Origin of the sequence: Bacillus sp. FSL R5-0585, from assembly GCF_038004545.1 — a bacterium.
In the GTDB taxonomy this organism is placed as follows: domain Bacteria; phylum Bacillota; class Bacilli; order Bacillales; family Bacillaceae_G; genus Bacillus_A; species Bacillus_A cereus.
Genome location: NZ_JBBORJ010000003.1, coordinates 91,111 through 117,478 on the forward strand (window position 1 = coordinate 91,111; position 26,368 = coordinate 117,478).

A 26,368-nucleotide genomic window follows, 5' to 3' on the forward strand; every position below is an offset into this window, starting at 1 on the left:
ATTATGCGTTTTTGATTATCGCTACATCCATGTTTTTAATAAGTTCATTAGCGAACTCAGAACATTTCACTTCTGTTGCACCTTCCATTAAGCGTGCGAAATCATAAGTTACTACTTTTGAAGCAATTGTTTTCTCAACAGAAGCAGTTACTAATTTCGCAGCTTCGTTCCATCCTAAGTGTTCTAATAATAATACACCTGAAAGAAGAACAGAAGATGGGTTTACTTTATCTAAACCTGCATATTTTGGAGCTGTACCGTGTGTAGCTTCAAAGATAGCATGTCCAGTCACATAGTTAATGTTTGCACCAGGTGCAATACCAATTCCACCTACTTGTGCAGCAAGTGCATCAGAGATATAGTCACCATTTAAGTTCATTGTTGCAACAACATCGAACTCACGTGGACGAGTTAAAATTTGTTGTAAGAAGATGTCTGCAATAGAATCTTTTACGATGATTTTTCCAGCCACTTCAGCGTCTGCCATCGCTTTATTCGCTGCATCTTTACCATCTTTTTCAACAATACGATCGTATTCAGCCCAAGTAAATACTTTGTCGCCGAATTCTTGTTCCGCTACTTCGTAACCCCAGTTTTTGAAAGCACCTTCTGTAAATTTCATAATGTTTCCTTTATGAACTAATGTAACAGAAGAGCGTTTTTCGTTAATTGCATATTGAATTGCAGCACGAACAAGACGCTTTGTCCCTTCTTCTGAAATCGGCTTAATACCAATACCAGATGTTTCTGGGAAGCGGATTTTATTAACACCCATTGCTTCTTTTAAGAAAGCAAGAACTTTTTCTGCTTCTGGAGATCCTTGTGCATATTCAATTCCAGCATAAATGTCTTCTGTATTTTCACGGAAAATAACCATATCAGTATCTTCCGGACGTTTTACAGGTGAAGGAACACCTTCAAAATAACGAACTGGACGTAGACATACATATAAATCTAATTCTTGACGAAGTGCTACGTTTAGAGAACGAATACCACCGCCAACTGGAGTTGTAAGTGGACCTTTAATCGCGATTAAATATTCACGAATTAAGTTTAAAGTTTCTTCTGGTAACCACTCGCCTGTTTGGTTGAATGCTTTTTCCCCTGCAAGCACTTCTTTCCAAACGATTTTCTTCTCACCATCATAAGCTTTTTCAACTGCTGCTTCTAGTACGCGAGATGCAGCTGCCCAAATATCAGGACCAATTCCATCTCCCTCGATAAACGGAATAATCGGATTGTTTGGTACATTCATAACACCATTAGTTACAGTAATTTTTTCACCTGTCTTCAATGTGATAACCCCCATGTTTGAAATTTCATATGTATGAAACTGAGGGAATAACCCCTCAGTTCAAACCGTTAGTCAAATTAAAATATTCTAATCATTACATCTTTCCGAAAAAATCAGACTTTTGAAAGCGTATTTTCACTATCAAAATAGTGTTATTCGCTTATCGTTGTGCAATTGGAACATACACTTGATGCGTTGGTCCATTATAATCAGCACGCGGACGAATTAAACGGTTGTTTTCATATTGTTCTAGAATATGAGCTAACCAGCCTGACATACGGCTAATTGCAAAAATAGGTGTAAATAAGTCATGGTCAATTCCTAAACAATGGTATACAGAAGCTGAATAGAAATCAACATTTGGTGGAAGACCTTTTTCTTTTGTTACAATGTCTTCAATTTTGATAGACATATTATACCATTTCTCTTCTCCTAAAAGCACGCATAATCTCTTAGACATTTCACGTAAGTGTTTTGCACGTGGATCACCCTGCTCATACACACGGTGGCCAAAGCCCATGATTTTCACTTTATTTTGAAGAGCATTATGAATATATGACTCTACATTTTCTTCTTCACCAATCTCAGTTAACATCTTCATTACATTTTCATTTGCCCCACCGTGAAGAGGACCTTTTAATGCACCGATTGCTGCTGTAATACCAGAATATACATCTGAAAGTGTAGCTACGCAAACACGTGCAGTAAATGTAGAAGCGTTTAACTCATGATCTGCATGAAGTACAAGCGCCTTATCAAAAGCTTCAATTTCAACTTCATTTGGCTCGCGATCATTTAACATGTACAAGAAGTTTGCAGCTAATGATAAATCCTTTCTTGGCTCAACAATATCTAAACCTTTACGGATTCTCGCGTAAGCAGCAACTAAAGTTCCGACTTGCGCCTGTAATTTAACCGCTTTCAAATAATTGGACTTTTCATCCATAATTTCAGCGCTCTCATCGTATAATGATAGCATGGAAATTGCAGTTCGTAAAACAGACATCGGATGTGCAATTTTTAAATCTACTTGTTTCAAATATGTTAAAATCTCACCTGGAACTTTATAGTATTCTGATACAATTTCATTAAATTCCGCTAGTTCTTTTTCATTAGGAAGCTTGCGGTGCCATAATAAGTACACTACTTCTTCAAACGTAGCATTCTCAGCTAAATCATCAATATTATACCCAACATAAGTTAATGTATCATCAATAATAGAGCTCACAGATGATGTTGTTGCTACTACCCCTTCTAAACCTCGAATAACAGTCATGACATTCTCTCCTTTTCCTGAAAATTCTCCCAACCTTGCTCCTTATATCTATTTGCTCCCCTTTTGAATTATGAACGCCCGTTCACTCTTTAGGCAAGCAAAATGCACGATCATGCAAATTTGTTGCGATGTTCCCCTCTTATTGTCCATTGTTTACATGGAAAGCATGAGCGTGAATGTCTCCCCGAATCCTCACGCTCAAAACAACAAGTTAGTGAGGAAAATACATTCCGAAGAGTTTTATGATAAAAACAACATAAAACAATATCATTATAAAATTGTTTTATGTTGTTTTTATTTTATCTGGTGTAAAGTCTCTGCTGTTATGTAACTTTTCAAAGTTTCTAATCCTATTATAAACAATTATCTGACTTTTGTGAACAGAAAGAATTCAAAAATTTTATATTACTATAAAATTCCTTATTTAAACATTTGTATAATACTCATAACCGCATAGGCAATTCCAGCCCCAATTAACGGACCAACAGCAACCCCATTAAATAGCGCAACCGCTATAATTGTCCCAAAAACAAGCGCAGTTGTAATGTGAGGATCCGTCGTCAACAATTGTACGCCGCCTTTCGCTAACAAAGCGACCGCTACACCTGAAGCTAAAGCAATCCACGCATAATAAGATTTCGCCGCTTCTCCAAGTTGTTTAAAACCTATTTCCCCTGTCGCAATCGGTACGAGCACCGCTATTGTAATGACCGTTACACCTAGGTTAATTCCTTTCGTTTGTAAATAAGGAAAGACCTTATCTCCTAAAAACGTAAACTTCAATAAAAATAACACACCAATAGCTACAGTAAGCGATTGGTTTTTAGCAATAAGTCCTATAATAAGTAGTATGAATAAAAATAACGTTGACTGACTAATCATGTTTGCACTTCCTTTCTGAAAATAATGAACTCATTTCCAAACAAAAATACCTTTAAACCTATCGTTATACATGCTATATCGATGCCTATTCAACATGAATCACTTCATTTTTTATGTATTTTAAAATGACAAACTGAGACTTTCACCATCAAAATTTAAGCATGTATACATTTTAAAAAACGGGCGTCTCTTCTTTCTTTTCTAATTAGAAACAGGTAAAATAAAAAGAAGAGAAAATGAAGTTTTTACCATATAGTAGAAGCATCAACACCAAGCTTTCACAGTCACTCACATACTGAAAAAGCAGGAAAAATCCATCATTCCACTATAACATAAAGTGAAACTTTAATCAGTGGGGCATTTTCCACTGATTATTAGTTGAACCAATCGGGCTTTTACGGGCAGTTTATCTCCAGCTAACTCCTTTGATCCAGCCGCACTTCGGGTAGGAGATTTACTTGCCCGCAAATAGCGGGATAAAGTGCAACTTTAATCAGTGGGGCACACTCGTTATAAGTTGAACGAATTAGGATAATCCAAATTGGAATGGGAGGTATACATCTTTGAACCGAAACTTACTATATATGATATTGCGACTCATATTTGTCATTGTAGCAACGGTAGCTGGGTTCTATGTATTACTATACATGTCAGGGCTTATCTATCCTTTTATTATCGCTTTTGCATTTGCTTATTTGATTAATCCTGTCGTCAATTTCCTTAATCAAAAACTACAATTTCCTCGCGCACTAGCAGTACTCGTTAGCTTAATTCTCGTATTTGGAGCTATCGTTGGACTTGTTACATATCTTGTGACTGAAGCAATATCTGCCACAACATACTTACTACAACTTGTTACAGTAAAGTTTCCAGATATCGTTACATTCGCTCAGCAATTTGCACTTAATCATATTATGCCTCTCTACGATGATTTAATCTCTAAATTTAATCATCTTGGAGAACCACAGCGCTATACAATTACACAAAACATTCAAAACTTAGGAACAGAAGCAACAACACAAATGAAAGAACTTTTAACCGCCATTATAAGCGGGTTAACGAATTTCATTAGTGCACTGCCAACAACTTTAACTGTCCTTGTATTCATTTTATTAGCCACTTTCTTCATTAGTTACGATTGGCACCGTCTTGCTCAGAAAGCGAGAAAATTGCTACCGAATCGTGTACATGGCTATGGAAAAACTATTTTTGTCGACTTAAGAAAAGCTTTGTTTGGTTTTGTGAAAGCACAACTTACACTCGTATCTATGACAACCGTCATTGTACTAATCGGACTTTTAATATTACGCGTACCATACGCCATTACTATTGCGATTATTACAGGAGTTGTAGATTTACTACCATACTTAGGAACAGGCGCAGTCTTCGTTCCATGGGTTATATACGTATTTTTCACTGGCGATACCGCATTCGCCATTGGTCTTCTCATTTTATACATCGTCGTGATTGTCCAAAGACAAATTATGGAGCCGAAAGTACTTTCATCTAACATCGGTCTCGATCCATTAGCAACACTCGTCGCTCTATTTGTCGGCTTTAAACTTTTTGGCTTTTTAGGATTAATCATCGGCCCAGTCACCTTAGTACTACTTAATACATTACACAAAGCTAATGTCTTCCATGACTTGTGGAAATATATTAAAGGTTCACCTTCAAAATAATAGTTTCTAATTCATACACAACAAAAAACTTACATGTAATCAGTGGGAATTTCCCACTGATTATTCCTTGTACTTATTTTTCATACTCATTACATAAAACAAGAGAATTGCACTCAAAAAAGATAATTCTCTTGTTTTTTTGCATGAAAAACGCATATTTCGTGGCGTTTTTACATATTTATTCTATTTATTTCATAATTATCATTTACATTTATTACTTTTTATGTAAATGAATAAATATACAAAATAGCATAAAACAAGACTTCAACTAACAATCTCCGCCTTTTATATGAATTTTTTACACCAATCGTTCCTTTATATAAGAAAGCAAAACTTTAATTTAGCAGCGTTTCCCTCCATCTTATTCATCTAAATTAATAGCACTAAAAAATCACAAGTTTAATCGAAGTACACACAAGAGTTCAAACGAAAATTATATAGCACATATAATAAGCGAACGTTTTGTTCATCCCTGCTCATCATTCGCCCCACATCAGACACTTACGAGCAGCCCAATTTCGAGATAGAAATTCCACCCCACAAATAGCGTGGTAAAACAAAGCTTCAATCAGAAAGTTCCTCTCCTCTTACAAGACAAAAAATAGCACTTAGATTTCTACAATCTAAGTGCTATTTCTGAATAATAATAGTAGAGTTCTTTCTAAATTTCCATTCCATCCACTTCATAACAAGCGGCTTCAATAAAGCTCTCGTAATAGGGATCACGCAGATAAACCCTAGCACATCTGTCACATACCCAGGAAGCACCAAGAGAATACCTCCTACAAATACAAAAATACCATCTAGTACCGCCTCACCTGGCATTTCCCCTCTATTCAACTTAGATTGAATCTCTCCAAGCACTTTAAACCCTTGTCTTTTCGCCAAATACACACCTACAACACCTGTAAATACAATCATAGCGAACGTAGACCATAAACCTATTACATGACTCGATCCAATTAAGACCGTAATCTCAATCGCTGGTATTAAAATAAACAAGAATAGCAACCACTTCATAGTTCTACACCTCTCTCACATCTCACTTTTAACACCCTCACAACGCCTATATACATCATATGAAATATAGATATCCTTTCATATTAAAACCCATAACAAACAGCTTTTAAAAGCAATTCTAGGCGCTTTAAGCTAATTCTATCTCGTTTTTGTGTAAAAAAAAGAGAAGGACTCCGATCCTTCTCTCCGTATTACTTATAGCACTTCCGCATGTCCATTATAAACAATTCCGCGTGCTGCATCAACTGTTACTTCTTGGCCATTTTTTAAAGTTGCTGTTACGCCGTTTACACCAACGATAACAGGAATACCGATTGATACGCCTACAACAGCTGCATGGCTTGTTAAGCCACCTTCTTCTACAACTAAAGCCGCAGCTTTTTCGATTGCAGGAATCATATCTTTATCAGTGCTTGTTGTAACAAGGATATCACCTTCGTTTACGTTCGCTACAGCTTCAGCAGCTGTTTTTGCTACAACTACTTTACCTTTTGCAGCTTTACGACCGATTCCTTGTCCTTTAGCAATTTCTTCACCAACAACGTGGATTTTCATTAAGTTTGTTGTACCAGTTTCAGCAACTGGAACACCAGCAGTAATCACTACAGTATCTCCAAGTCCGATTAGACCTGCATCCATACCTGTTTGAATTGCTGTATCTAACATTTCGTCAGTTGAAGCTGCACGCTTCTCAGCCATAAATGCTTGTACACCCCAAACAAGTGCAAGACGACGTCCTACTTGCTCGTCAGATGTTACAGCTACGATTGGAGATTTTGGACGGTATTTAGAGATCATTTTCGCAGTATATCCACTTTCTGTTGGAGCTACGATTGCAGCTACATCAAGAGCAAGTGCTGTATGCGCAACAGATTGGCTAATTGCATCTGTAATTGTTGGAGTGAACTCTTTAATACGTTTTTTGAACATATCTTCATATTGTAATGATTTTTCAACACGTACCGCAATGTTAGCCATCATTGTTACCGCTTCTACTGGGTATTGTCCAGCAGCTGTTTCACCTGAAAGCATGATTGCATCTGTACCATCGAAGATTGCGTTAGCTACGTCACTTGCTTCCGCACGAGTTGGACGTGGGTTACGTTGCATAGAATCTAACATTTGTGTTGCAGTAATAACTGGTTTACCTAACACGTTACATTTTTTAATTAGACGTTTTTGTACTAACGGTACTTCTTCTGGTGGAATTTCTACACCCATGTCACCACGAGCTACCATTAAACCGTCAGAAACTTCTAAGATTGAATCGATGTTGTCGATACCTTCTTGGTTTTCGATTTTTGGTACGATTTGGATGTATTGAGCGTTATGCTCTTCTAATAATTCACGGATTTCTAATACGTCAGACGCTTTACGTACGAATGAAGCTGCAATGAAATCAACTTTTTGCTCGATACCAAAGATGATATCTTTTACGTCTTTTTCAGTGATACCAGGAAGCTTAATGCTTACGTTTGGTACGTTAACACCTTTTTTATTTTTTACAGTTCCGCTGTTAAGAACTTTTGTACGGATGTTTCCGTCAGCTTTTTCGATTACTTCTAGTTCAATAAGACCGTCATCGATTAGAATACGAGAACCTGGGTCTACATCGTCATAAAGACCAGCATAAGATACAGAGAACTTCTCTGCAGTACCTAATACTTGCTCAGTAGAAAGAACTACTTCTGCACCTGTTACAAGCTCAGCTTGTCCGTCTACGAAGTCGTGAGTACGGATTTCTGGACCTTTTGTATCAAGTAAGATACCAACTGTTTTACCAGTTTTCTTTGAAGCTTCACGAATGTTTTTAATACGAGCTCCGTGCTCTTCATGGCTACCATGAGAGAAGTTTAAACGAGCAACGTTCATACCCGCTTCGATTAATTGCTCTAATTTTTCAATACTTTCACTAGCAGGACCTATAGTACATACAATTTTAGTTTTACGCATATTGCACCTCCGAAAATTATGAAACCGTTCCCAAATATCTGACATTACGCCGATTAGATGGATAATTCTTTAGATAATTGATACATGTCTTTATCGATTGTATGCTTTTGAGCTAACGCTTCGATAATATCATGATCAACAAGTTTGTTATCTTGAATACCTACACAACGTCCACCTTTACCAGCAATTAACAATTCGACTGCTCTTGCGCCAAGACGACTTGCTAATACACGGTCTTGTGCACTTGGTGATCCACCACGTTGTACGTGACCTAATACAGTTACACGAGTATCAAAGTTTGTTGCTTCTTCAATGTGCTTACCGATGTCAATTGCACTTCCAACACCTTCAGCTACAACGATAATACTGTGTTTTTTACCACGTTCGCTACCACGCTTCAGACGAGCGATAACATCATCCATGTCATACTCTTCTTCTGGAATTAAGATTGTTTCCGCACCATCAGCTAAACCAGCCCATAATGCGATATCACCAGCGTGACGTCCCATTACTTCGATAACATATGTACGTTCATGAGATGTAGCTGTGTCACGAATTTTATCAATTGCATCAATAACAGTGTTTAAAGCTGTATCGAAACCAATTGTGAAGTCTGTTCCAGGGATATCATTGTCGATTGTACCTGGTACACCAACACATGGGAATCCTTGTTCAGTTAATTTTTTAGCTCCTTGGTAAGAACCATCTCCACCAATAACAACAAGTCCTTCGATACCGTGTTTCTTTAATTGCTCGATACCTTTTAGTCGTACTTCTGGATCTTTAAACTCAGGACATCTTGCTGTATATAATTTCGTACCACCGCGGTGGATAATATCGCCAACAGAACCAAGTTCTAATTTTTCAATGTGACCAGAAATTAATCCAGCGTATCCATGGTAAATACCATATACTTCAATATCATGGAAAATCGCTTTACGAACAACTGCACGAATGGCAGCATTCATACCAGGTGAATCTCCACCACTTGTTAATACACCAATACGTTTCATTTGTACTCACCTCATAAAGATTATTTGCCTTATAATAAAATAACACGAAAAAATATAAAAATACAATGGAGAAGATGTGTCTTTTCATAATAAAAACGTGCATTCGCGAAGTGGAACGCACGCTTTTCTTATTTTATCCAAATGGAAGCGTTTGAAAACGAAACTTGCCCAATTTTCATATATTTTTCATAACGTTTTTCGATTAATTCATCTTTCGAAATTCCGTTTAATTGTTCAAAAGTTTTTCGAATCATTAAGTCTATATTTTCTGACTGTTTCAAAATATTACGGTGAGCTCCGCCTCTTGCTTCTGGAATAATTTCGTCAATTACACCTAATTCTTTCAAATCTGCTGCTGTAATTTTCATTGCCTCTGCAGCTTCCTTTGCTTTTCCTGCATCTTTCCAAAGAATTGCCGCCGCACCCTCCGGTGTAATAACAGAATAAGTGGAATTTTCTAGCATATGAATGTAATCTCCTACTCCAAGGCCTAGCGCACCACCACTACCGCCTTCACCGATAACGATACAAATGACTGGTACCGTTAAACCTGCCATCTCAAATAGGTTGCGGGCAATAGCTTCACTTTGTCCACGTTCTTCAGCTGCTTTACCAGGATAAGCTCCCTTCGTATCGATGAAACAAATAATAGGACGATTAAACTTTTCCGCTTGTTTCATGAGACGCAGTGCTTTTCGATATCCTTCTGGATGAGGCATTCCAAAGTTACGGCGAATATTTTCTTTCGTATCTTTTCCGCGCTGATGCCCAATTACAGTTACAGGCATCCCTTTATATTTCGCAATGCCGCCGACAATCGCTGCATCATCGCCAAATAGACGATCTCCATGACATTCGAAAAAATCAGTAAATAAGTGCTCAATATAATCGAGCGTTGTCGGTCGTTCTGCATGACGAGCAATTTGAACACGGTCCCATACTTTTAGATTGCCGTATATATCTTCCTCTAAATTTTCTAGCTTTTCTTCCAAAATACGAATCTCCTCACTGAAGTCCATCTGGCTGTTTTTCGTATAGTCTTTCAGTTCACGAATCTTATTTCTTAGCTCAACAACTGGTTTTTCAAATTCTAGCTCTGCCATACAGCCATTTCCCCTCCTTGATGAACTTCTAAAATCTTGCGAAGCGATTCTCTCATATCATCTCGATGCACCACCGCATCTAATTGACCATGATCTAGTAAGAATTCTGCCGTTTGGAAATCTTCCGGTAGTTTCTCACGCACCGTTTGTTCAATTACACGTCTACCAGCAAATCCGATAAGTGCACCTGGTTCTGCAAGATTATAATCACCAAGTGAAGCGAAACTCGCTGAAACCCCGCCCGTCGTTGGGTGAGTCATAACAGAAATAAATAATCCTCCTGCATTACTATGCTTTTTCAAAGCTACGCTTGTTTTTGCCATTTGCATTAAACTTAATATCCCTTCTTGCATACGGGCACCACCCGAAGCAGTAAAGATAATAAATGGAACTTGTAAGTCGTACGCCTTTTCAACCGCACGGGCGATTTTTTCTCCTACTACAGAGCCCATGCTCCCCATTCGAAAACGAGAATCCATTACTGCAACAACAACAAGCATGTCATCAATTGTTCCTTCACCAGTTACAACCGCTTCGTTCAATTCAGTCTTCTTACGATCGCTCTCTAGTTTCTCTTCATAACCTGGAAACTCGAGTGGATTTAATGAAACCATTTCTTTGTCATACTCACGGAATGACCCTTCGTCCAATATACTATTAAGACGTTCCCATGCATTCATAGGATGATGATATCCACAATTCACACATACTTTTAAATTTTTTAGAAGTTCTTTCGTATACATGATTTTTTTACATTCCGGACATTTTGTCATAACGCCATCTGGCACATCTTTTCGTACTTGTTCTGAAGGTATTGCAGCGTACTTTTTCTTTTTCACGAATAAATCTCTTAGCACAATTTGACCCCCTTCGTTGAGAGCTAAGGTTAGCGTAAGAAGAAAATGGGGCTAACACCAAAGTTTGATGTTAGCCTTATCTTCTCAATCTGTCTAATAACCTCACTCTTTACGTTTAACTTTAACCGCTAAGCGGTAGAATGTTTGTCATAACGTGTCATGGTCATTTCGACAAATTTTATACATTACGAGTGAAACTGTATATTCTCTACTAATTCATCGTAAATTTTTAGTGCATCATTTTCTTGTTTTTCTTCCAAAGTAGCATAAAGCTTTCTATACATATCGATAGAATCTCTTGAAACTTTACAAGAAAGAGTTGCTACGTAATCATTTACGATCATCCAAATGCGATATAGTAAATAATTATCGACTTGTTCAATAAGTGTTTTAAAGAACGTTTGATGAAGCGTTGGGACTGAGCTTTCATTTCCTTCAAGTACTTGGTGTAATCTACTTAGTACTTTAGAAAACGTTTCTTTCGGTAAATTACATACAATTCGAATCATATCTTTCTCAAGTAATCGTTTCGTTTGTAATAAATCACGAATTGTTTTCTCATCTTGCAATAAGAACGGAGCAATTAATTGTACAAGACCGTTATCATAAAAGTTTCGAATAAACGTCCCTTCACCACGTCTCGTTTCAATCAATCCTACCAGTTCTAAAGCACGCAATGCTTCTCTTACAGAGGAACGTCCTACGTTTAAGCGTGAACTTAACTCACGCTCAGACGGCAAACGATCCCCCGCCACCAATCCATCCTCTTCCATAATGGAACGGATTTTTTTTACAATTTCGAGATATACTTTTGTATTTGATGATGTCAATGGAAATTCCTCGCTTATTCTTTACCAATCAGCGCTAATTGTTTTGTTTTTTCAGCGATCTCATTTGGATCTACTTGACGGCGAGCTACTCCTGTCTCCATTGCTGCTTTTGCAACGTAAGCCGCTACTTGAGGCGCTACACGCGCGTCAAATGGTGCCGGAATGATATAGTCTGCATTTAACTCATCTTCTGCTACAAGCTCAGCAATAGCCTGTACAGCTGCCATCTTCATTTCTTCGTTAATTTGTGTCGCATGTACGTCAAGTGCACCGCGGAAAATACCAGGGAACGCCAATACATTATTTACTTGGTTCGGGAAGTCAGAACGACCTGTTCCAACAACAGCTGCGCCCGCTGCTTTTGCCAATTCTGGCATAATTTCTGGAACTGGATTCGCCATTGCAAAAATAATCGCATCGTCATTCATTGTACGAACCATCTCTTCTGTTAATGCACCTTCTGCAGATACACCAATGAATACGTCCGCACCTTGTACAACATCAGCTAAAGAACCTTCTATACGATTCTTATTTGTATATTTTGCAACTTCATCCTTCACCGGATTCATACCTGTAGGACGACCATCATAGATTGCGCCTTTACGGTCACACATAATAATGTCGCGTACACCATAGCGATATAAAAGTTTAATAATTGCAATACCTGCTGCACCTGCGCCATTTGCGACAACTTTAATGTCAGACATTTTCTTTCCAACTAATTTCAGTGCATTTACAAGACCTGCTACTGTTACGATAGCTGTTCCGTGTTGATCATCATGGAAGATAGGAATATTTGTTTCTTTTTTCAAACGCTCTTCAATAATGAAGCAGTTTGGTGCTGCGATATCTTCTAAGTTAACGCCGCCAAAAGTTGGCTCCATTAATTTTACAGTTTCAACAATTTTATCTACATCGTTTGTATTTAAGGCAATTGGGAATGCATCTACACCAGCAAAGCTCTTGAATAATACAGCTTTACCTTCCATTACTGGAAGAGATGCTTCAGGTCCAATGTTACCAAGACCAAGTACAGCTGTTCCATCTGTCACAACTGCTACCATATTTCCCTTCATCGTATATTCATATACCTTACTTTTATCGTCATAAATTTCTTTACAAGGTTCTGCAACCCCTGGAGAATATGCAAGACTTAAATCTTTTGCATTTTCTACTTTTACTTTTGATACAGTTTCTAATTTTCCTTGATGCACTTTATGCATGTGAAGTGCTTCTTCACGAAGTGTTGACAAACTATCCACTCTCCTCAAATTATTCTTGCTGATATCAATTTCTCCAAGTGGTCTGACCACGAACACTACTACTATAATAATCGAAGTGTAGGGAAATTGTCCATTATATTTTCACAACTACATTTTCTTCCCCTACAATTTCACGAAGTGCTCCTAAACATTCTTCACTTGGATGAATCGATAAACTCCGAGATAATTGTACCATTTTATGTTCCTTTTCATAATAAATTAGTACTTTCGCAAAACCTGAATAGTCGAACAATATTTTCGTAACCTGATTTAAAAGCTTTTTCTCATACTGAGATGGCAATTTCACGTAAACAGATGCGTCTTTCTTTTCTTCATAAACATCCATTTCCTCTAGCGGATATAGTCCATTTACAATCCATTGCAGCTTATGATTTCTTAGCTCAATCGTACCGTCAACTAAAACAATTGCTCCTTCTTGCAACTTATCCGAGAAATGTATATACGTTTCCGGGAAGAGGACCGCTTCCATTTCATCATTTTGATCACAGAATGTAATAAATGCCATCTTTTGAAACTTTTTCGTACGAATCACTCTCACACTTGTTATATACACAATCGCTCTTTGTACTTTTTTCTTGTTTCGCATCGCCTGAGCGAGAGATGGAATTTCTAATTCTTTTGCTAACTTCACATACTGCGCTGTCGGATAACTTGATAAATAAAAGCCAAGCGCTTCCTTCTCTTTATTTAGTTGTTCAATAAAAGATAACTCTTCTCCTTGTACATATTTTGATTTTGGAACAGCATCTCCTAAATCACGTGCGAGATTCGCGTACTCTAACGCCCCTTTAATACTTTTCCATAAATTCGTTCTCGAAACACCAAAATCGTCAAAACATCCCGACCAGACGAAAGCTTCTAAATTACGCTCCGTTATGAACTTTGACGGCATACGGAGACAAAATTCAAATAAATCTTCAAACATTTTTTTCTCTCGTTCTTCTAATAATGCCGTCACTGTAGCCATTCCAATATTTCGGATCGAAAGTAAACTGTAACGTATCGCATTCCCTTCTATTTGGAAGTTGTAACCACTTCTCTGAAGAGACGGTGGCAAAACGTGAAAACCTTTCCGCTTCGTTTCTCGTATATACTGTACAATCTTATCTTCATTTCCAATTGCGCTTGATAATAATGCCGTCATAAATTCCAGCGTATAGTTCGCTTTCAAATAGGCAAGCTGATATCCGATCATACTGTAAGCTACAGCGTGACTTCGGTTAAAACCGTAATTCGCAAATCTGACAATTAAATCATAAATTTTCTCTGCGGATGTCTCATCGTATCCATTTCGCAAACATCCTTGGACGAAATGCTTACGTTCCTGATCTAAAATATCACGATTTTTTTTACTCACCGCACGGCGCAGTAAATCTGCTTCTCCGAGCGAAAACCCTGCTAACTTCGATGCAATTTGCATAATTTGTTCTTGGTATACAATGACGCCGTATGTTCTTTCTAAAATTGGCTTTAAATCCGGATGTAAATATTCAATTTTTCTTTTTCCATGTTTCGATTCAATAAAAGTCGGTATCTGTTCCATCGGTCCTGGTCTGTATAATGAGTTAACAGCTACGATATCTTCAAACTCATTCGGCTTTAACCCGCGAAGTACATTTCGCATACCACCCGACTCAAGCTGGAATACACCTGTTGTATCCCCTCTCCCTAATAATCGGAACGTCTTTTCATCTTGAAGAGGTAAGTTTCTTATATCGATTTCTTTCCCTGTTTTGTTCGCGATAAATTTTATAATATTTTCAAGTAACGTTAAATTACGTAATCCTAAAAAGTCCATCTTAAGCAACCCAAGTTCTTCTAGCGCATCGGCTGGATATTGCGTAACATAAACATCGTTATGTCCTTCTTGAATTGCTACACTTCCTGTTAGCGGTTCTTGACTCATAATAACACCAGCCGCATGAATAGACGTATGACGTGGTAAACCTTCTACACGTTTTGCGATTTCAAATACACGCTCATGCAGAAGATTCCCTTGTATAAACTCGCGAAGTGATTGTGATTCTTCATATGCATCTTTTAACGTTATACCAAGCTTTGATGGGATAAGTTTTGAAAATATATCAATATCTCGCGGCGGAAGCCCCATTACGCGGGCAATGTCTCTAATTGCCGCTTTTGCTGCAAGCGTACCAAACGTTACAATTTGCGCAACACGGAGCTGACCGTATTTATCTTTCACATAGCGAATCATCTCATCACGTCTTACGTCTGGAAAATCAATATCAATATCGGGAAGTGTCACACGTTCAGGATTTAAAAACCTTTCAAATAATAGATCGTATTCAATTGGATCAATATCTGTAATTTCTAATACGTATGAAACGAGTGAACCAGCTGCCGATCCACGACCTGGTCCTGTTAGAATATGATTTTCATGTGCATACTTCATAAAATCCCATACGATGAGGAAATAATCACTAAATCCCATACGAGAAATAACATTTAATTCATGATCCAAACGCTTTATATGCACTTCTTTCGGTTCACCATATCGTTTCCGCAAACCTTCTTCACAAACACGACGCAAGTATATATCACTCGTTTCATTAAACGGAACAGGAAACTTCGGAAGTTGATTTACATGGAACGGTATTTCTACTTGGCAACGCTCTGCAATTTTCATTGTATTTTGGATTGCTTCCGGCGCATGGGAAAATAGTGCTTCCATTTCATCCGATGACTTTAAATAATACTGATCTGTTTTCAGCCTCGGCCTATCTGGATCAGTCATTTTCGTTCCACTTTCAACAGATAGTAAACATTCGTGAACAAGCGCGTCACTTTGATTGATATAGCGCACATCGTTTGTTGCAACGACTGGAATATTAACCCTACTAATAAATTCAGGTAGTTTCTCTTGTAAAAGCAACTCATCTTGAATCGCATGATGCTGCAAACTCATATAAAAATGGCCAAACATATTTTGATATGTGCGAGCTACTTCTTCAGCCTGACTCTCATTGTCTTCTAGTAATAATTGCTCAATTTCGCCATCTTTACCTGGTGAAATTGCAATTAATCCTTTCGCATAATGCGCAAGCCACTTCTTAGGAATACCTTCTTTGGACTTTGTCATAATACTGCTAGAAATCTTTAATAAATTTTGGTAGCCTATTTCATTCTCAGCAAGTAATACAAGCGGATAAGACCTTTCTTCTTCTTCACTAAAAATAGAAGCGGTTAATCCAATAACAGGCTGTATACCATGTTTCTTACATGCTTTATAAAACGGAATAACGCCATACATAACATTTTCATCCGTAATAGCCAGCGATGAAAAACCGAGTTCTTTCGCCCTCACTACAAGCTCATCAATTTTACAAGCACTTTTTAATAAACTAAAAACGGTTTGACATTGTAAATGCACAAACTTCACTGTTGTACCCTCTCTTTACCTATTTGACTACTTTTATTATAGGTGATGAGGAAAGCGGAAATCAAAACATACTTCTTATACTTTGTCCATATATATGAAGAAGAAAGGGGAATGACGATGGATGTAAGAGAACATACTTTTTTCTCTCTGCTTATTATTAGTTATTTTATTGCCTTTGGGGTTATACTTGGCGGTTCATTAATTGGTGGATTTGGTGCGTTTCTTATCGGAAAACCAGCTCTAACTTACATTAATCAATTCGCCCAAAATTTAAGAATTTGGGCACTAGTTGCAGCAATCGGCGGAACATTCGATACCTTTTATAGCTTTGAAAGAAGTTTCTTTGGCGGAGATATGAAAGATATCGTAAAGCAAATTCTCCTTATTTTTTTCGCAACTGGTGGTATGCAAACAGGTCTCATTATTATTAAATGGCTAACGCAGGAACATGTATGAGAGTACCAAGTGCCAATACAGCAAAAAGATGGTACTTAGTATTAGCTGGGGCTGCTGTTGGAGGCGTGTTGAGCTGGTTTATTTTTTTGTACATATACGGTGTTTTTCAAGAAGAACAAGCTAGTAAAATAGCAGAACAAAGAGAAATTATAGAAAAACAAGAAGCAAAGCTCCACGTCCTTCTCGAAGATCAAGAAAAATTGAACACTGAAAATAAACGGCTCTTAACCATTCAAGAGATTAAAATAAAACTTATCAATCGAGAAAAATACGATTTAGACAATCTCACACTCGAAAATATGACTACATCTATCCATAATGACCTCCAACATCTTTTAACGAAAAACATTCAAAGTATCGCAAAAAATAAAGACCTACTTAAAAAGGTAATCGAAAATAAAACGTACAAACATTACGATCGGCTATACCGTTTTAAAGTCGATACAATATCTTTTGATACAGTGCTTGAAATTAGCATTACTATAGAGAAAGAAAAATAAAGAAGGAGGGCTTTAGCGCCGCTCCTTCTTTTCGTTCTAACATATAGTCTCTTATTTACAAATCTCACGTAAATCAGCAAAAAGACGATCCGCTTCTTCCCAAGAAGATGCCTTCGCACCAGAAGCCATCGGATGCCCCCCGCCGTTATATTGCATTGCTAATTTGTTTATAACTGGTCCTTTTGAACGAAGACGAACACGAATTACGTCGTCTTCCTCTAAAAATAGAACCCACGCCTTTAATCCATCAATATTGCCAAGCGCTCCAACAACACCAGATGCTTCAGAAGGAAGTACATCAAACTCTTCTAATACTTCTTTCGTTAATTTAATGTAAGCTGCTCCTTCTTCTACCATCGTAAAGTTTTGTAAAATATAACCGTTTAAACGAGCAATTTTTTCTTTTGTCTTATACATTTCATTGTATAAATCTGTGAATTTCACACCCATGTCAACAAGCTCACTTACGTAACGAAGTGTTTTTGCTGTCGTATTCGGGAATAAGAAACGACCTGTATCTCCAACAATTCCTGCTAAAATAAGGCGGGCTGCTTCTTTTGTTATTTTTAATCCTTTATCTTTTCCATAGTTATAAAACTCATAAATCATTTCACTTGTAGAACTCGCTGTCGTATCTACCCACGTAATATCTCCATATGGATCTTCATTTGGATGATGATCAATTTTAATTAACATCTTCCCTTTTGTATAGCGTTGATCGTCAACACGTTCTTGATTCGCAGTATCACAAACAATAACAAGCGCATTTTCGTATACACTATCTTCAATATCATCCATTACTCGTAAGTATGCTAGTGACGGTTCATTGTACCCAACCGTATAAATATTTTTCTCTGGAAACGATTCTTGTAGAATTGTACCAAGACCACCCTGTGAACCTAACGCATCTGGATCCGGACGCACGTGGCGATGAATAATAATTGTATCAAACTCTTTAATTGCTCCTAAAATTTGCTCATGCATATGTATAATCTCCTTTTTAATCAACTTCTTCACTTTATCCTCCATTATAACGGAAAGTATTTCATACATGCGAACAATTGCTTTATAATAAAAGTTAGAAAGTTTAGATATTTCTTTTTCTTTTCTATTATTTTTCACAAAGCGATGGGAGTGTTCATTATGCCAGTATTAGTCTTCTGTATTATCGTCTCATTTATGTTGTACCTCTTTTACAAAACAAAATACTTTCGTACAAACCGCCCAATGGAGAAAGGTTGGCTCTCAGGAAAATCCGCAATGGCACTCGGTTCATTCGTTTTATTTTTCGGGATAAACCAATTCTTTTTAGAACTTTCAACCGCTCGTATTATCGTTGGTGTTTTATTCGTTCTATTTGGTAGTGCAAGTGTATTTAACGGGTTTCGCCAATACAAACATTTCTTGCCATTAGCAGTTAAAGAAGCTGAAGTCTATGAAGCAACGTAAAAAAGCATCAATATTGTGATGCTTTTTTACGTCCCTTAACTTTCAAAATCATATACGCAACAAACGCAGATGGTATATTAAATGGGTTCCCTTGTACGTGAAAATGTAATTGTTCTTCTCCAAAAGACATTTTTTCATATAGCTCTCGCTGAGATAATCCTGTCTTTTCCTTTTTTTCATGTAAACCTTGTAAATATAAATATTGAATCGGTATCATTACAAGAAAGTAAAATAGTGCGATACTACCAAAAAAGAGTACGGCTGACGACATAATGCATACCACCTCTCACGATTCCATTTTATTACAATATAATCATAACACAATATACAACTGAATTGAATTATTATTCCGTCTTTTCTCACATTACTTTTCCACTCCATCCCATACATATTTCACTAAAACTCCCATCTAAAATCATGCCTTTCAAATTTAAAACAACAAAAAAAGATGGAACAAATCAAAACGATTTGTTCCATCTTTTTATTTATCGATTAACTGAACCATAAGTAATGCTTTTCCAACAACATTACCTTCATGATGCACCTCTACATCGACCTTACCAAATTTACGTCCAATTTCTAATACTTTCGGATGAACAGATACAACATTATCAATTTGAACCGGCTTTACGAAATAAATCGTTAAGTTTTCAACAATTAAATCGCTTTTCTTTTGCGCACGAATGACGCGATTTGTCGCTTCTGTCACAATTGTTGCAAATACACCGTACGATAACGTCCCGATTGAGTTCGTCATTTGCGGCGTCACCGAAAATTGATATAGATGCTCATTCTTCGCTTCTTTTGGTGTCATAAATTGATTCGTTACAATATCATCAATGGTTTCTCCAACTTGTGGCTGACGTTGAATCATTTGCAGTGCCTGAAGTACATCTTGACGGCTAATAATACCTTGCAGTTTGTTTCCTTCCTCAACGACAGGAAGTAATTCAATTCCTTCCCACACCATCATACGTGCCGCAGCTGCGACAGACATTTTACCGTTCACTGTAATTGGGTGTTTTGTCATTACTTTATCAATTGGTGTTTCTTTCGCTACTCCGATCATATCTTTTGAAGTTACGATTCCTAGTACTTTGTTACTTTCATCGACAATTGGATATCTTCCGTGCATTGTCTCTTCGTTATATGCATGCCATTGCTGTACTGTATCACTCGGCTTTAAATATAACGTTTCTTCAATTGGCGTTAAAATATCTTCAACGAGTACAATTTCTTTCTTAATAAGTTGGTCATAAATTGCACGATTAATTAACGTTGCGACCGTAAATGTATCGTAGCTACTTGAAATGATCGGCAGCTTTAATTCGTCTGCTAATTTCTTCACATGATCTTCCGTATCAAATCCGCCCGTAATTAATACAGCGGCTCCAGTTTCTAGCGCTAATTCATGTGCATTGGTACGGTTACCAATAATGAGTAAATTCCCAGCTTCTGTATAGCGCATCATCGCTTCTAATTTCATAGCTCCGATTACGAATTTATTTAATGTTTTATGTAGTCCTTCTCTGCCCCCAAGTACTTGACCGTCGACAATGTTAACGACTTCTGCATATGTCAGTTTTTCGATATTCTCTTTCTTCTTTTGTTCAATTCGAATTGTTCCGACACGTTCAATTGTACTAACATATCCTTTATTTTCTGCATCTTTAATTGCACGGTAAGCGGTCCCTTCACTTACACTCAAATCTTTCGCAATTTGTCTTACAGAAATTTTATGGCCTACTGGCAGGCTATTAATATGTTCTAAAATTTGGTTATGCTTGGTAGCCAAATGGTTTCACCATACTTTCTTTTCCCTAAATTCTTCATGTGTTGTACTTTCAGTATACTATATTTTCAAAACTGTTACACTCTCTCTTTGCATACCTGTACTATTTTTTTTATAACAAAATGACTCTTACATTCCACCAGTCATTCTATTACAACAATGTAATGCTATTGTCATCTCATTCGATAGTTCGTCCACTTAATTGCCTATACAATTAAGACAAGAAATAAAACAAAGGAGCGAACACATGATGAAAAAATTTTTAGAGGTTGTAGGTGCTGTATTTTTAGCTTTCGTAGATGGGAAAAAAGTTGCAATGGAATTGAATGAAACACCTGAACAACCACGTACCAAAAGAAAAGAATCACCAAAACAAATACAAGCATTAAAAGCTGTCCTACACACGTAAAAAACCCTTCACTTTTCTTTTCAAATGAAGGGTTTCTTTTCTATAGTGTAATACTTTCTCCAGCTTCTAATACTTTCCCTGTACAATTTTGTAGCTTTTCTACAAATTGATATGGATCTTGTTCAATAACTGGGAACGTATTGTAATGCATCGGTACAACAGTTTTCGCATTAATCCATTTTGCCGCTAGTACAGCATCCTCTGGTCCCATTGTGAAATTATCACCAATTGGTAAAAATGCTACATCAACTTTATTTAATTCCCCAATTAACTTCATATCAGAGAATAGTGCAGTATCTCCTGCGTGGTATACAGTTTTCTCTTCTGCTGTAAATAAAATACCTGCTGGCATACCTGTATATGTAATCGTCTTATTTGCTTCATCAATATAACTAGAGCCGTGGAATGCTTGTGTAAACTTCACTTTTCCGAAGTCAAATTCATGTGAACCACCAATATGCATCGGGTGTGTATTTACACCTTGCCAACTTAAAAATGTTGCTAGTTCAAATGGCGCTACAATAACTGCATTATTTTTCTTCGCAAGTTCTACTGTATCTCCAACATGATCACCGTGTCCATGCGATAAAAGAATTGCATCCACTTTTACATCTTCAGCTTTTAAATCTGTTTTCGGATTACCTGTTAAAAACGGGTCAATTAAAATAACTTTTCCATTCGCCTCAATTTTCACAACTGAATGTCCATGATAAGATACTTTCATTATTACATTCCTCCCCTATTCACATTCTCACTTTTTATTCTACATGATTTTTCAATTCCCTGTCTTTTCTAACATCTATTTACTTGTCATAACGCTTTCTTCCGAGTTAAAGTTATATTTGTAATTAAATATCTCGGGGGTGCCAATCGATGAATGCTAGATTAGAAAATTTAATGCAATGGCTAAAAGAAAAAAACGTAGAAGCTGCGTTCTTAACTTCTACACCGAACGTTTTCTACATGACAAACTTCCACTGTGAACCACATGAAAGATTACTTGGTATGTTTGTATTCCAAGAAAAAGAACCTATTTTAATTTGTCCTAAAATGGAAGAAGGTCAAGCACGTAACGCTGGCTGGGCACATGAAATTATCGGATTTACTGACACTGATCGACCATGGGATATGATTGCAAAAGCAATTAAAGACCGCGGCATCAATGCAAATGCAGTTGCAATTGAAAAAGAACATTTAAACGTAGAACGCTACGAAGAATTAACAAAACTATTCCCAAATGCAGCTTTCAAATCAGCTGAAGAGAAAGTTCGCGAACTTCGTTTAATTAAAGATGAAAAAGAGCTTTCTATTTTACGCGAAGCAGCTAAAATGGCGGACTATGCTGTTGAAGTTGGTGTAAATGCAATTAAAGAAAACCGCAGCGAGCTAGAAGTATTAGCAATTATTGAACACGAATTAAAAACAAAAGGCATACATAAAATGTCATTTGATACGATGGTATTAGCAGGTGCGAACTCAGCTCTTCCACACGGTATTCCTGGCGCAAACAAAATGAAACGCGGCGATTTCGTACTATTTGATTTAGGCGTAATCATTGATGGTTATTGCTCTGATATTACACGTACAGTAGCATTCGGTGAGATTTCTGAAGAGCAAACTCGCATTTACAACACTGTACTTGCTGGACAACTACAAGCAGTTGAAGCATGTAAACCAGGTGTTACACTTGGCGCAATCGATAATGCTGCTCGTTCTGTTATCACAGATGCAGGTTACGGAGACTTCTTCCCGCACCGACTTGGTCATGGACTTGGAATTAGCGTACACGAATATCCAGATGTAAAAGCTGGTAACGAGTCTCCATTAAAAGAAGGTATGGTCTTCACAATCGAACCTGGTATTTATGTACCAAACGTAGGTGGCGTTCGTATTGAAGATGATATTTACATCACAAAAGACGGATCAGAAATTTTAACGAAATTCCCGAAAGAGTTACAATTTGTAAAATAATAAAAAAGGCAGCGGGAGTGCTGCCTTTTTCTATTTCTCTACTATTTCAAATTTCTCTACAATCATTTTCGCTGGATAACTTTCAAGTATTTGAGAAAACCATACTTTTATTTTATCCCCTGTTTTTAACTGTTTATATGCGTCTTTGTCCTTAAAGCTCAAGACTATATGTGCTGGATGCTCTTTATTCATTTGTTGTTCTATATAATGTTGCAACTCTACTTTTGTTTCAACCGTTTTATCATCGGCAAAAAACATCGTGTCATTTCTTAATATGATATACCCTTCTTTAGGTACTTCTTTTACCGTTACTTGCTCTACTTGTTTTGTATCACACGCTGATAATACGACTAGAAATACACTTAAAAACATAACAATTTTCATATGCCTATTCATTTTTAACTCCTTACTCTAGGCTATTTCAAATTTAACACCATCTTCTCCTCATACTTATCATCCCATTTAATCACAACTTCTATAGGTTCATCTTTAGAGATAGGCGCGCAACTTACACAAGAAGACTTCATTTCAACCTTTGCTCCTCTATGAACTTCTGACGTTTGTGTCATTGTACTAAAGGCTCCATTAATAGCAATCTCTAAGTTTTTAAATTCTGTCTTTCCATCCCCGCCCTTATATTGAAACGTAAACATTCCATCTTCACTGTCATCCTTAATATGCCCTTTATATTGTCCAGTCCAACTTTTGCTCTCGCTAGAAAAAGTAAAATACCAAATCGAGCAGCTTCCTAAAAAGAAAATACTTATAAAAAAGACTAATGCTCTCTTCATCATGCCCCTCCATTCAAAAGCACTTATTTATTGTCTATTTCTTCCTCTTATTATATTATAAAAATACAGAATTTTCTAAAATAGGAGGTTTATATGTTACAAGAACAGTTAGAAAAAATTCGTAAAAATAATTACATACTAGATAACACACTTAACATTGATTCTTTAAGTTCCAATATGCTTGAACATATCGGTGTTACTGATAGCTATTTAAGGGATAAACTTATTTACTCTACTTTTTATCATCTCATCAAGAAGGACTATATTTCACACACACACTTACAGAAATTATTATTAGAAAGCATCGGTGAAAAATATTTACTGTATAAGATTTATTCAAATGACGAAGATGCAGTATTTACCCGAGCATTTACAACATTACTAATCGCCCTCATTATTGATGCTGATACAAATTATAATTTTTTATCACAGAATGATATTTTAAATGTAAAAGATCAATTAATTCTATATATGAACAATGAACATGATTTCCGCGGATATGTGCAAGACGACGGCTGGGCACATAGTATCGCTCATGCTTCCGATACATTTGAAGCACTTGTTCGTAGTCCTAAACTAGAAACTTTACATTACGAAGAGATATTAAAAACTTTATTAAACAAAGTTTGTGTCCATTCCATCTATTACAAATATGAAGAAGACGAGCGTCTCGTTTATCCGATTGTCGCAATGCTACAAAATGGTCTAAAGGAAGAAGCTCTCATATTAGCCCTTCATAATTTAGCAGCTCAGTTACCCGTCCAAAAACAAACATTACATATTAAATCGTATGAGTACTTATACGGAAATATAAAATCTTTCTTACGCAGCTTATTTTTCAGACTACGCACACTGTCTATATGTAAAGAAACCGAATGCGAAATTGAAAAATTGCTACAAGAGCTTCCAAAATATTATTAAAAAAAGAAGGCCACTTAAAAAGTGCCTTCTTCTATTTCACTAATATTTAATTGAAATTTCACGATCCAAACTGAGAAAAGGTGGACAAGAAGCGCAAACGCCATACATGCTCCGCTTAAAAAAGTTAGTATAGGATGCGAATACACGTGCCCTAATCCATAGGATATCGCCACGAAAAACATAGTTATGTAAATATAAATTGCTCCATGTATTTGCCTCATACAAACCTCCTTTTCACATAGTATAACATAAATTTTCTGATTATTCACATTAATAGACTGTAATTAATATTTCTCAACTGTTACACCTCTAACAGCAGCCTTAATATATGGTGTTCCTTGTAAACTTTGTAAATCCTCTGTTTTGCCTGTTACAACTACACCGTATATTGGTAGGTCTTTTGGTTTTCTGTTTTTTATTTCTTTATAGTTTGTCCTAAAAGATTCTTAATATCCTACTTTTATTTTCACTTAAAGATATCCAAATACAGCTTTTCTACATTTTTTTCATAATAAAAAGCACATCTATTTTGATGCGCTCTTCATATATACTTTATTAACATATAAATTATTTTTTTGAAACAAAAACTCTCACTCATCTCTCCATACTATCGTTATGACTTAGTTGCCATAATAATTGAACGAGGATAAAACCCCAGCTTTTCATAAAACGATACAGCTTCATTTCCGTACACTACTGTTAATTCAATTTCATCTATCTTCTTTGCTTTAAACCATTCCACTGCACTATTCATTAATTTCAAACCAAATCCGTTTCTTCGGTATTTTTCATCAACGAATAAAACTTCAATCTTTCCGCTTATACTTTTGCTATACGCTATACAAAATCCTAATATATTATTTGTTTCTGCCTCAACTAATAATTCAATTCTATATTCTCCGTACTTTAAATTTTGTTTATAATTTTCAATACGTTCCTCAAATGTCATTCTTGGATAGTCACCAGAAAAATGTTTTGATTTATTATTATGATATTCATGCAATTTATTTAAAGGTTCTCTTATTACTTCTATTTCATCGAGAGTGATATATTTATTACTAATTCTCATCCTACAGCATCTCCAATAATGTATATTCCAACCAAAAAGATGACCATTTTACGGTTACAAAATACCAATCTATTATTTCATCGCATCCTTCACAACATCTTGAATCATAACAACTTCCGTTTTCATATCAACAGACGGTACTTTCTCATCGATACATTCATACCAAAATTCCAAATGCTTTTTATCAATTTCATGATGAGAATTTTCGACAAGAGCCCCGCCTTCTCCTTGCACAGAATACCAATATAAGTACTCTTCTCCATCTCTTATTTCCCGGAAAATTGTCTCAACATACATCTTTTCGTCGTTTAATGTCAAAAGCACTTCTTTCATATTGTCATTAAGAAGCTGCATCCATTCATCTACACGATGACTTTTACCTTGTTTCACTTTAAATCTCGTTAACTCCACATTCAT

27 protein-coding genes and 1 pseudogene are annotated in these 26,368 nt (G+C 36.5%); 7 read left to right on the forward strand and 21 right to left on the reverse strand.

Features of this window, described 5'->3' with window-relative positions; all coding sequences use genetic code 11:
• Position 1 precedes the first annotated feature (1 nt).
• The 3 genes from icd to MKY38_RS28355 all read right to left on the reverse strand — a co-directional run bounded on the left by icd (position 2) and on the right by MKY38_RS28355 (position 3,452).
• On the reverse strand, positions 2 to 1,294 hold the full coding sequence (gene icd, locus MKY38_RS28345) for an NADP-dependent isocitrate dehydrogenase (protein WP_144572740.1): 1,293 nt from the start codon (positions 1,292 to 1,294) through the stop codon (positions 2 to 4).
• A 160-nt stretch (positions 1,295 to 1,454) separates the two neighbouring features.
• Positions 1,455 to 2,603: a citrate synthase gene (gene citZ, locus MKY38_RS28350; RefSeq protein ID WP_000503652.1), complete on the reverse strand. Its 1,149-nt coding sequence runs from the start codon at positions 2,601 to 2,603 to the stop codon at positions 1,455 to 1,457.
• Positions 2,604 to 2,990: 387 nt separating this feature from the next.
• Entirely contained in the window at positions 2,991 to 3,452 is a 462-nt protein-coding gene (locus tag MKY38_RS28355) for a DUF441 domain-containing protein (RefSeq protein WP_000625507.1), read from the reverse strand.
• Positions 3,453 to 4,015: 563 nt separating this feature from the next.
• Between MKY38_RS28355 and ytvI the strand changes: the two genes are divergently transcribed.
• Positions 4,016 to 5,134 (forward strand): sporulation integral membrane protein YtvI, encoded by a 1,119-nt coding sequence (ytvI, locus tag MKY38_RS28360; protein ID WP_001081388.1) that lies wholly within the window; start codon positions 4,016 to 4,018, stop codon positions 5,132 to 5,134.
• A 630-nt stretch (positions 5,135 to 5,764) separates the two neighbouring features.
• Here ytvI and MKY38_RS28365 read toward each other — a convergent pair.
• The 8 genes from MKY38_RS28365 to dnaE form a co-directional block, all read right to left on the reverse strand.
• Positions 5,765 to 6,154, reverse strand: coding sequence for an FxsA family protein (locus MKY38_RS28365; protein ID WP_000871631.1), 390 nt, complete (start codon positions 6,152 to 6,154; stop codon positions 5,765 to 5,767).
• Between the two features lie 195 nt (positions 6,155 to 6,349).
• Complete coding sequence (gene pyk / locus MKY38_RS28370; protein ID WP_001232673.1) at positions 6,350 to 8,107, reverse strand: pyruvate kinase; 1,758 nt, start codon at positions 8,105 to 8,107, stop codon at positions 6,350 to 6,352.
• A 53-nt stretch (positions 8,108 to 8,160) separates the two neighbouring features.
• Positions 8,161 to 9,120: a 6-phosphofructokinase gene (gene pfkA, locus MKY38_RS28375; protein WP_000821157.1), complete on the reverse strand. Its 960-nt coding sequence runs from the start codon at positions 9,118 to 9,120 to the stop codon at positions 8,161 to 8,163.
• Positions 9,121 to 9,248: 128 nt separating this feature from the next.
• Positions 9,249 to 10,223, reverse strand: a complete 975-nt coding sequence (accA, locus tag MKY38_RS28380) for an acetyl-CoA carboxylase carboxyl transferase subunit alpha (protein ID WP_000818804.1) — start codon at positions 10,221 to 10,223, stop codon at positions 9,249 to 9,251.
• Positions 10,211 to 11,080, reverse strand: coding sequence for an acetyl-CoA carboxylase, carboxyltransferase subunit beta (gene accD, locus MKY38_RS28385; RefSeq protein WP_000942859.1), 870 nt, complete (start codon positions 11,078 to 11,080; stop codon positions 10,211 to 10,213). The genes accA and accD overlap by 13 nt, the downstream gene beginning before the upstream one ends.
• Before the next feature lie 185 nt (positions 11,081 to 11,265).
• Positions 11,266 to 11,910, reverse strand: coding sequence for a FadR/GntR family transcriptional regulator (locus MKY38_RS28390; RefSeq protein ID WP_000204448.1), 645 nt, complete (start codon positions 11,908 to 11,910; stop codon positions 11,266 to 11,268).
• Between the two features lie 14 nt (positions 11,911 to 11,924).
• Positions 11,925 to 13,133: an NAD(P)-dependent malic enzyme gene (locus MKY38_RS28395; RefSeq protein WP_161508111.1), complete on the reverse strand. Its 1,209-nt coding sequence runs from the start codon at positions 13,131 to 13,133 to the stop codon at positions 11,925 to 11,927.
• A gap of 133 nt (positions 13,134 to 13,266) precedes the next feature.
• Positions 13,267 to 16,593 (reverse strand): DNA polymerase III subunit alpha, encoded by a 3,327-nt coding sequence (dnaE, locus tag MKY38_RS28400; RefSeq protein ID WP_065222743.1) that lies wholly within the window; start codon positions 16,591 to 16,593, stop codon positions 13,267 to 13,269.
• A 42-nt stretch (positions 16,594 to 16,635) separates the two neighbouring features.
• Between dnaE and MKY38_RS28405 the strand changes: the two genes are divergently transcribed.
• Together MKY38_RS28405 and ytrI are read left to right on the forward strand one after the other, a co-directional pair.
• Positions 16,636 to 17,049: a YtrH family sporulation protein gene (locus MKY38_RS28405; protein ID WP_002005839.1), complete on the forward strand. Its 414-nt coding sequence runs from the start codon at positions 16,636 to 16,638 to the stop codon at positions 17,047 to 17,049.
• A complete protein-coding gene (gene ytrI, locus MKY38_RS28410) occupies positions 17,046 to 17,549 on the forward strand; it encodes a sporulation membrane protein YtrI (RefSeq protein ID WP_001265736.1) in 504 nt (167 codons plus the stop codon). Before MKY38_RS28405 ends, ytrI begins: the two co-directional genes overlap by 4 nt.
• A 51-nt stretch (positions 17,550 to 17,600) precedes the next feature.
• On the opposite strand, the gene MKY38_RS28415 is transcribed toward ytrI, so the two are convergent.
• Complete coding sequence (locus MKY38_RS28415) at positions 17,601 to 18,533, reverse strand: DHH family phosphoesterase (protein ID WP_000545136.1); 933 nt, start codon at positions 18,531 to 18,533, stop codon at positions 17,601 to 17,603.
• Between the two features lie 159 nt (positions 18,534 to 18,692).
• On the opposite strand from MKY38_RS28415, the gene MKY38_RS28420 reads away from it, so the two are divergent.
• Entirely contained in the window at positions 18,693 to 18,998 is a 306-nt protein-coding gene (locus tag MKY38_RS28420) for a YtpI family protein (protein WP_001144776.1), read from the forward strand.
• A 7-nt stretch (positions 18,999 to 19,005) separates the two neighbouring features.
• Here the strand turns inward: MKY38_RS28420 and MKY38_RS28425 are convergent, their stop codons facing one another.
• Both MKY38_RS28425 and MKY38_RS28430 read right to left on the reverse strand, forming a co-directional pair.
• Positions 19,006 to 19,269 carry a DUF3949 domain-containing protein gene (locus MKY38_RS28425; RefSeq protein ID WP_000093045.1) on the reverse strand — a complete coding sequence of 88 codons (264 nt, stop codon included), beginning with the start codon at positions 19,267 to 19,269 and terminating at the stop codon, positions 19,006 to 19,008.
• A gap of 210 nt (positions 19,270 to 19,479) precedes the next feature.
• Complete coding sequence (locus MKY38_RS28430) at positions 19,480 to 20,793, reverse strand: CBS domain-containing protein (RefSeq protein ID WP_000201572.1); 1,314 nt, start codon at positions 20,791 to 20,793, stop codon at positions 19,480 to 19,482.
• A 247-nt stretch (positions 20,794 to 21,040) separates the two neighbouring features.
• On the opposite strand from MKY38_RS28430, the gene MKY38_RS28435 reads away from it, so the two are divergent.
• The gene (locus tag MKY38_RS28435) at positions 21,041 to 21,199 is read left to right on the forward strand and encodes a hypothetical protein (protein ID WP_170925758.1); all 159 of its coding nucleotides are present in this window, start codon (positions 21,041 to 21,043) and stop codon (positions 21,197 to 21,199) included.
• 40 nt (positions 21,200 to 21,239) lie between these two features.
• On the opposite strand, the gene MKY38_RS28440 is transcribed toward MKY38_RS28435, so the two are convergent.
• Entirely contained in the window at positions 21,240 to 21,923 is a 684-nt protein-coding gene (locus MKY38_RS28440; protein WP_078384869.1) for a metal-dependent hydrolase, read from the reverse strand.
• A gap of 149 nt (positions 21,924 to 22,072) precedes the next feature.
• Here MKY38_RS28440 and pepQ point away from each other — a divergent pair, with 149 nt between their 5' ends.
• On the forward strand, positions 22,073 to 23,170 hold the full coding sequence (gene pepQ, locus MKY38_RS28445; protein ID WP_000994033.1) for a Xaa-Pro dipeptidase: 1,098 nt from the start codon (positions 22,073 to 22,075) through the stop codon (positions 23,168 to 23,170).
• A 30-nt stretch (positions 23,171 to 23,200) separates the two neighbouring features.
• Here the strand turns inward: pepQ and MKY38_RS28450 are convergent, their stop codons facing one another.
• Both MKY38_RS28450 and MKY38_RS28455 read right to left on the reverse strand, forming a co-directional pair.
• Positions 23,201 to 23,566, reverse strand: a complete 366-nt coding sequence (locus MKY38_RS28450; protein WP_078384868.1) for a DUF3221 domain-containing protein — start codon at positions 23,564 to 23,566, stop codon at positions 23,201 to 23,203.
• 20 nt (positions 23,567 to 23,586) lie between these two features.
• On the reverse strand, positions 23,587 to 23,961 hold the full coding sequence (locus tag MKY38_RS28455; RefSeq protein WP_114555657.1) for a hypothetical protein: 375 nt from the start codon (positions 23,959 to 23,961) through the stop codon (positions 23,587 to 23,589).
• 93 nt (positions 23,962 to 24,054) lie between these two features.
• On the opposite strand from MKY38_RS28455, the gene MKY38_RS28460 reads away from it, so the two are divergent.
• Positions 24,055 to 24,882, forward strand: coding sequence for a DUF2785 domain-containing protein (locus MKY38_RS28460; protein WP_065222740.1), 828 nt, complete (start codon positions 24,055 to 24,057; stop codon positions 24,880 to 24,882).
• A 14-nt stretch (positions 24,883 to 24,896) separates the two neighbouring features.
• On the opposite strand, the gene MKY38_RS28465 is transcribed toward MKY38_RS28460, so the two are convergent.
• From MKY38_RS28465 to MKY38_RS28480, 4 genes and pseudogenes are all read right to left on the reverse strand, one after another.
• Positions 24,897 to 25,103, reverse strand: a complete 207-nt coding sequence (locus MKY38_RS28465; protein ID WP_001248905.1) for a hypothetical protein — start codon at positions 25,101 to 25,103, stop codon at positions 24,897 to 24,899.
• Between the two features lie 63 nt (positions 25,104 to 25,166).
• Positions 25,167 to 25,328 (reverse strand): annotated as a pseudogene (locus tag MKY38_RS28470) (anti sigma factor C-terminal domain-containing protein); the annotation flags it as partial.
• Positions 25,329 to 25,495: 167 nt separating this feature from the next.
• The gene (locus MKY38_RS28475) at positions 25,496 to 25,951 is read right to left on the reverse strand and encodes a GNAT family N-acetyltransferase (RefSeq protein ID WP_065222739.1); all 456 of its coding nucleotides are present in this window, start codon (positions 25,949 to 25,951) and stop codon (positions 25,496 to 25,498) included.
• Between the two features lie 72 nt (positions 25,952 to 26,023).
• Positions 26,024 to 26,368 carry a DUF6176 family protein gene (locus MKY38_RS28480; RefSeq protein WP_078384865.1) on the reverse strand — a complete coding sequence of 115 codons (345 nt, stop codon included), beginning with the start codon at positions 26,366 to 26,368 and terminating at the stop codon, positions 26,024 to 26,026.

Coding starts and splice junctions, on each gene's coding strand:
- MKY38_RS28415 (WP_000545136.1), bottom strand. CDS start 18,533: ATGCATGAGCAAATTTTAGGAGCAATTAAAGAGTTTGATACAATTATT.
- MKY38_RS28425 (WP_000093045.1), bottom strand. CDS start 19,269: ATGTCGTCAGCCGTACTCTTTTTTGGTAGTATCGCACTATTTTACTTT.
- MKY38_RS28480 (WP_078384865.1), bottom strand. CDS start 26,368: ATGAATGTGGAGTTAACGAGATTTAAAGTGAAACAAGGTAAAAGTCAT.
- accA (WP_000818804.1), bottom strand. CDS start 10,223: ATGGCAGAGCTAGAATTTGAAAAACCAGTTGTTGAGCTAAGAAATAAG.
- MKY38_RS28460 (WP_065222740.1), top strand. CDS start 24,055: ATGTTACAAGAACAGTTAGAAAAAATTCGTAAAAATAATTACATACTA.
- pfkA (WP_000821157.1), bottom strand. CDS start 9,120: ATGAAACGTATTGGTGTATTAACAAGTGGTGGAGATTCACCTGGTATG.
- ytrI (WP_001265736.1), top strand. CDS start 17,046: ATGAGAGTACCAAGTGCCAATACAGCAAAAAGATGGTACTTAGTATTA.
- MKY38_RS28435 (WP_170925758.1), top strand. CDS start 21,041: ATGAAAAAATTTTTAGAGGTTGTAGGTGCTGTATTTTTAGCTTTCGTA.
- MKY38_RS28450 (WP_078384868.1), bottom strand. CDS start 23,566: ATGAATAGGCATATGAAAATTGTTATGTTTTTAAGTGTATTTCTAGTC.
- MKY38_RS28440 (WP_078384869.1), bottom strand. CDS start 21,923: ATGAAAGTATCTTATCATGGACATTCAGTTGTGAAAATTGAGGCGAAT.
- MKY38_RS28355 (WP_000625507.1), bottom strand. CDS start 3,452: ATGATTAGTCAGTCAACGTTATTTTTATTCATACTACTTATTATAGGA.
- MKY38_RS28465 (WP_001248905.1), bottom strand. CDS start 25,103: ATGAGGCAAATACATGGAGCAATTTATATTTACATAACTATGTTTTTC.
- MKY38_RS28455 (WP_114555657.1), bottom strand. CDS start 23,961: ATGAAGAGAGCATTAGTCTTTTTTATAAGTATTTTCTTTTTAGGAAGC.
- MKY38_RS28420 (WP_001144776.1), top strand. CDS start 18,693: ATGCCAGTATTAGTCTTCTGTATTATCGTCTCATTTATGTTGTACCTC.
- MKY38_RS28365 (WP_000871631.1), bottom strand. CDS start 6,154: ATGAAGTGGTTGCTATTCTTGTTTATTTTAATACCAGCGATTGAGATT.
- MKY38_RS28395 (WP_161508111.1), bottom strand. CDS start 13,133: ATGCATAAAGTGCATCAAGGAAAATTAGAAACTGTATCAAAAGTAAAA.
- pyk (WP_001232673.1), bottom strand. CDS start 8,107: ATGCGTAAAACTAAAATTGTATGTACTATAGGTCCTGCTAGTGAAAGT.
- pepQ (WP_000994033.1), top strand. CDS start 22,073: ATGAATGCTAGATTAGAAAATTTAATGCAATGGCTAAAAGAAAAAAAC.
- MKY38_RS28475 (WP_065222739.1), bottom strand. CDS start 25,951: ATGAGAATTAGTAATAAATATATCACTCTCGATGAAATAGAAGTAATA.